The sequence below is a fragment of the Kitasatospora sp. NPDC056800 genome (genome assembly GCF_042789775.1).
Taxonomy (GTDB): Bacteria; Actinomycetota; Actinomycetes; order Streptomycetales; family Streptomycetaceae; genus Kitasatospora.
The window spans coordinates 1-5527 of sequence record NZ_JBHUAL010000336.1 but is presented as its reverse complement, the minus strand read 5'-3'; the positions used below and the strand labels follow the sequence as shown (position 1 = coordinate 5527).

The 5527-nt window shown below is 70.9% G+C and carries 3 protein-coding genes; 1 reads left to right on the top strand and 2 read right to left on the bottom strand.

What is annotated here, in order from left to right:
- Positions 1 to 198: 198 nt before the first annotated feature.
- Positions 199 to 552: a hypothetical protein gene (locus tag ACFRQN_RS39625; RefSeq protein WP_143204687.1), complete on the bottom strand. Its 354-nt coding sequence runs from the start codon at positions 550 to 552 to the stop codon at positions 199 to 201.
- A gap of 201 nt (positions 553 to 753) precedes the next feature.
- The gene (locus tag ACFRQN_RS39620; RefSeq protein WP_380745484.1) at positions 754 to 4902 is read right to left on the bottom strand and encodes a polymorphic toxin-type HINT domain-containing protein; all 4149 of its coding nucleotides are present in this window, start codon (positions 4900 to 4902) and stop codon (positions 754 to 756) included.
- Positions 4903 to 5336: 434 nt separating this feature from the next.
- On the opposite strand from ACFRQN_RS39620, the gene ACFRQN_RS39615 reads away from it, so the two are divergent.
- On the top strand, positions 5337 to 5527 hold a 191-nt coding region (locus tag ACFRQN_RS39615; RefSeq protein ID WP_380745482.1), incomplete at its 3' end, for a hypothetical protein.

The window sequence follows — 5527 nt, the reverse complement described above, 5'->3', positions numbered from 1 at the left end:
CGCCGACCCCGATCGGGGTCGGCGGACGCTTCGGCCGCCGCTGCCCGGTAACTGGTCGCGGGGCACCAGATGGAACACCCACCTCTCGCCGAACACCGTCTCGGCTCCACCCCGGCGGCTCTTCCGGGCCCACCCGCTCGCGCGTCCGTCGTCCGGTCGGGTGGTGGCGGGGCCGGGCGGACGGAAATCGCTGCGCCTCTATTTCACCGCCCGAAAAGGCGAGAAGTGCGACGGTGCATCAAGCCACTCGTGGTCCACGTGCCATTGGCAGTGGGTCCCGATCACATAGCCGGCACCCGAGTTCAGGACGAACAGTTCGTCGGGGGCCGCAGGGAGGGCGAGGCCGAACTCCCGCGATTCCTCCGGGGTCTCGATCCGGTCGATCGACAGGCTCGACACGTCCGCCGAGACGCTCATGTGCCGGACATTGGTGAAGAGGACCTCGATGCGCTCGTCGGCGTCGAACCTCGGTGCGCTCCGGAGGAGGAGCCTGGAATAGCTGAACCCGTAGGCCCAGATCTTGAACTCGCGATCCCACTCGATCAGGCGCATGAACGTTCCCATCCGACGGACAACACAGGACTCGGCACGTCCGGCTCTTCCGGACGTGCCGCAATGACCGAGAGGCCCCTTCGACCGGCGGCGGTGGCCGCGGCAGAAGGGACCTCACCGTCGAGATCAGCCGGTTGGACGGCTGAACCGACTAGTTCCCTTCGGTACGTCCGCTACGGAACGTCGTGGTCGGCCGCCGGATCATCCGGCGGCCCGAAGGGCGTTGAAGTCGGGCAGGGACAGTTTGATGTCCTTGCCCCCGTACCGGAAGGTGATCGAATCCCAACTCCGGTTTCCCAGTCTGACGGATTCTCCGAGAATGTTCATCTCCTGCTGCGTCGTGATGGAGGACAAGCCCGCTCGGCCTTCCTTGTAGAAGTCCTCGAAGAGTTCCTGCGGCGTTCCGGGCTTTCCGTTGGACATCCTGAAGCCGTCGAGGACGACGTAGATCCGCCGGCCGGGCTGCTCGTGGGCGACGTCCCGGACGGCTGCCACAGCATCGTTGTACGTCTTGTCGAGGAAGTGCTCGTACCCGTTGGTGTCCGCGAAGTTGCGGAGGTCGCCTTCCTTCCGGATCCCGAGGGCGACCCCGCACACCTCCGTGTTGTGCACCAGGACCGGGGTCTCGCCGGCGAGGACGTAGTACGTGTGGAGGTCGTCGACGGTGAGGTTGTAGGCGGCCTGGAGGGTGTTCCAGTGTCGGACGTCCTCGATGCGCTGGGGCCGGCCGGCCGGGTCGCGCAGTTCGTCGCCGGTCCTGAGGTCGGCGGCGTCGACCCACTGCTTCTGGTTCTCGGCCCAGAAGGGGTGGTGGTCGGTGCTGGTCAGGGACTGTCCGGCGCCCAGGGAGACGTCGGTGAAGTCACGGTCGTCCGGGGTGTAGATCGTCGCGCTGACACGACGGGGTGCCGTCAGCCCGGTCGTGGGATCGCCGGCCAGGACTTCGTCGCCGACCTTGACGGATTCGATCGGGCGGGTGGAACCGTCGCCCATGAGGACGCGGGTGCCGGCCGGGAAGCTGTTGACCGGGCAGGTCTTGGGGAGCCGGCCGACCAGCTTCTTGATGAACTCGGCGGCCTTCTCGCCCCAGGAGCCGAACTTCTTGGCCCACTGGGCGAACTTGGCGACGGCGGCTCCGTCACCGACGAGGGGGATCGCCGAGATGCAGGAGAGGTAGGCGTCCTGGGTCCGGCCCTCGATGGCGTAGTAGGCGCAGTTGACGAGGTCGGCGATGTCGGCGAGGCCGGGGGCGATGACGCCGCCGGCGCCGCCGATGACGTCGAGGGTGAGGTGGATGCTCTCGGAGAAGAGACGGTAGACAGCGTTGATGTTGTCGCTGTTCTCCTTCTGCTTCTTGATCTCCTCCTCGAGCGCGGAGATCGTCTCCTGCTTCTGCCGGGCGTCCCTGGCCTGCTTCTCGGCCTCCTTGCGCTCCGCCTCCAGCCTGGCGAGCCGCGCCTTCTCCTCGGCGTCGTACTTGGTCTGGTAGCTGGCGAAGGCCTCTTTCTGGGCCTGGTCCGCAGCCGTCGCGTCCTTGCCGGCCGCCTCCGCGGAGGCCCGGGCGGCGTTCGCGGCGGTGTAGGCGTTGGATGCGGCGAACCGCGCTTGCCCGGCGGACTGCTCCGCCTGCCTGGCCGAGTACATCGCGGAGGCCGCGTCGCGGTTGGCTGAGGTCTTGGCGGCGTTGGCGGTCTTCGCGGCCGCGGCGGCCTTGGTGGCGTCGGCCTGGGCGGCGTCGGCGGCGGCCTGGGCCGTGGCGACGTGCTGGGCGGCGGTGTCGGCCGACGCCTTGGCGGTGGCCTCGTAGCCCCTGGCCTCGTCAGCGACGCCGCGGGCGTAGGCGGCGGCGGCCTGGGCCGTGGCCGCGTTCTTCTGGGCCGATGCGGAAGCCGCGGTGGCCTCGGCGATCAGGCCCTTGACGTCGGCGACGTGGACGGCGGTGAGCCGGTCCTTCTGCTGGGCGGTGTACTGGCCCTCGGCCACGAACGCGCGAAGCTTGAGTACCGGGCCTTCGAGGGCGACCCTGGCCGCGGCCTTGAGCTCGGGCTCGGTGGCCGGGGCGTCCTCGAGCCGGGTGGCGGTGAGGCGGTCGTCGGCGGCCTGCGCGTCGGCCAGGCCCTTGGCGAGGAAGTCGCGCAGGGCAGTGGGGGTGTTGGTCCGCAGCGCGGTGTCGGCGGCGGCCTTGACGGCGGGACCGGCCTTGTCGCTGAGGCGGGTGATCGTCAGCCGGTTGGCGGGGGCGGCGGCCTCGTACTGCCCACTGTCCAGGAACGCACCGACCTGGTCCGCGCCTCCCTGGAGTGCGGTGTAGGCGGCGTTGCGGACCGCTTCGTTGTCGTCGTCCTCGTAGATCTGGGAGGCGCGATCGTGGTCGTCCCGCGCTTCGGCCGCGCGGCGTTCGGTCCTGACGTAGCCGAGGACGGCGGAGTCGTTGCCGACAAGGGCGGCCTGAGCCGCGGCCGTTCCCCAGGGGCCGGAGATCTTGCGGGAAAGGATGGCGAGCTTGCGGCCGTCGGTCGCGACCTGTTCCGGGGTGGCGCCGGGCTGGTTGACGGCCTGGGCGAGGCGGTCGGCCTCGGTCCGGGCTTTCCGGACCTCCTGGGCGGCCTGGTCGGCCTGGGTCTGCTTCGCCGTCTCGTCGGCCTTGGCCTGGCGGGCCTTCTCCACCGCGGCCGCGATGCGGTTGGTCAGGTCCTCGGCCTCGGTGCGGCGGGTCAGGTCCTGGAGTGTGTTGGCCTGGTCGACAGCGCGCTGCGCGTCCGCGGCGGCGGCCGAGGCGGCGTTCGCGTGGTTGGTCGACTCCTGCGCGGCGTTCCCGCTCTGGCCGGCGTGGTCGGCGGCGTCCCGGGCGGCCTGCGCCGCCGCCTCGGCGTGTTCGCCCGCGGACTTCAGGAGCGTCGCGGCGGCCTCGGCCTGCGTCGCGGCCTCTCCGGCCAACTGCTGGGAGGCCGCGGCGGCACGGCCGGCCTCGGCGGCCGAACGGCGGGTGGCCGCCGCGGCCTGCTTGGCCTTCGCCGACTGGCCGCCGGCGCTGTCCGCGTAGGCACCGGCCTGCTCGGCGGAGCCCGCCGCGGCATCGGCGTTGCCCTTGGCGCTCAGCGCGGCACCGGCCGCGTCCTTGCTGCTCTTGGCGGACTCGTTCGCCTTGACGAGTGTGTCGTTCGCGGCCGCCGCCAGCTTCGCCGCGGCCGTGGCGGCGTCGGCGGCGACCCGCGCGTCGTGCGCCTTCGTCGCGTCACCGGCGGCCGCGGCCGCGGCCGTCTCGGCGTTGGCCGCGGCCCGCTGGGCCCCGGCAGCCGCGGCAGCCGCGTTCGACGCCGCGTAGGCGGCGGCCCGCGCACCCGCGTTGGCCGCACGGGCGGCGGCCATCGCCGTCTGCGCCGCCGCACCCGCGCGCTCGGCCGCCGTCGCGGCCTTGTTCGCCGCCTCCGTGGCCTTGGCCGCGTCGTTGCCGGCCTTCTGCGTCTCGGACGCGGCCAGCGCGGCGGCCTCCATGGCCTTCTGCGCCTCGTGGACCGCCTTGTCCTTGGCCTCGACCGCCGCGGCGGTCTCCTGCGCCGCCTGCGCGCCCGCGTCCTTCGCCTGCTGCACCAGCAGCGCGATGCTCGCGCGCTCCTGGTCACGGCTCTGCGCGATGTACTGGCCGGTCGCGAGGAAGTCGCGCACGTCCTGGATCGACCCGTTCAGCGCGGCGCGTGCCGCGGCCTGGGTGTTCGTGCCGCCGGAGCTGAGGATCTGGACCAGCTTGAGCCGGTCGTCGGCATCCTTCGCCGGGTACTGCCCCTCGGTCAGGAACCGCTGCAGGTCGTCGCTGGTGTTGCCGCGCAGCGCGGCGTCGCCGGCGGCCTGCAGGTTGCGGCCCGGGCCCATCGCGGGGTCGGTGATCCGGGTGATCATCAGCCGCCGGTCGGCGTCGAGTGCCGCCTGCCAGCCGCTCTGCAGGAAGGTTCGCAGCTCGTCGGGGGTGCCCTCGATGGCCTTGTCCGCGGCTTCGCGGACCTTCGGCCCGCCCACACTGGAGATCTGCGTGGCCGCGAGCAGGTCGTCAAGGCGCTGGGCGCCGGCGAGGTCGTTGTCGACGAACCGCTTCACGTCCTGCTCGGAGCCCGCGAGCGCCGCCTCGGCGAGCTCGTGGACGCGAGGACCGCCGTTGAGCCACGCGGTCAGCGCGCGCTCGCGGGTGGTCGGTTGGACCTGCCCACCGGTCGGCTCGGCAGCGGCGGCGCTCTGGATGCCGGATCCCACCAGACCGGCCGTCAGGGCGAGCGGCAGCAGGCTCAGGGAGAGCCTGCCCAGCAGCGGCGGCCCTCCCCTTCCTTGCCGTCGCGAGCGGGATATCGATTGGCGCACCGGAAACCTCCACTGTCGGCATCGGCCGAATCCCGGCCGCAGCGGAGCCTACGCCAAATGATGTCACGACAGGACGCCTACGAAGTCAAGAAGTTGAGAGTTCAGACACGTGCAATAAACCCCCCTCAGTGGGCCCATATTTCGGCAAAGCGAGCGCATCGCCAGGAAGTGCTCAAGCTATTCGAAACTGTGACAGAGTGCCTGCTCGGGAGGGGTCTCCGGAAGAAAGACCTGGCGTGTCGTCAGTTTCATCTGGTTCGATGGGGCCGTATTCCGTCCTTGATCACGAAGGTGCCGGGTGATTGATTCCGCGCACCCTCGTCACTCATGACGTGCCATCACGACAGCTTGGTTCGCCTGCCATCAAGGGTGGTTCGTACCAATCGGCGGATCTGCCCGTCAGGGCAACACCAGATGAACGAAGAGGAATAGTCATGGCAAAGCGCATGTCCCGCTTGCTCGTTGGCGGTGCCGTCGTCGTGGCCGCCACGCTCGGCGCCACCGCACTGGCCTCCGCCGACGGCGTCCCGGCGGACAACTCGGCCGCGCCGGTGGCGGTCGAGGACTTCAACTACCCCGGCCCGGCGCCGTACCCCAACGTCAAGCTGCTGCGCGGCGACGGCCA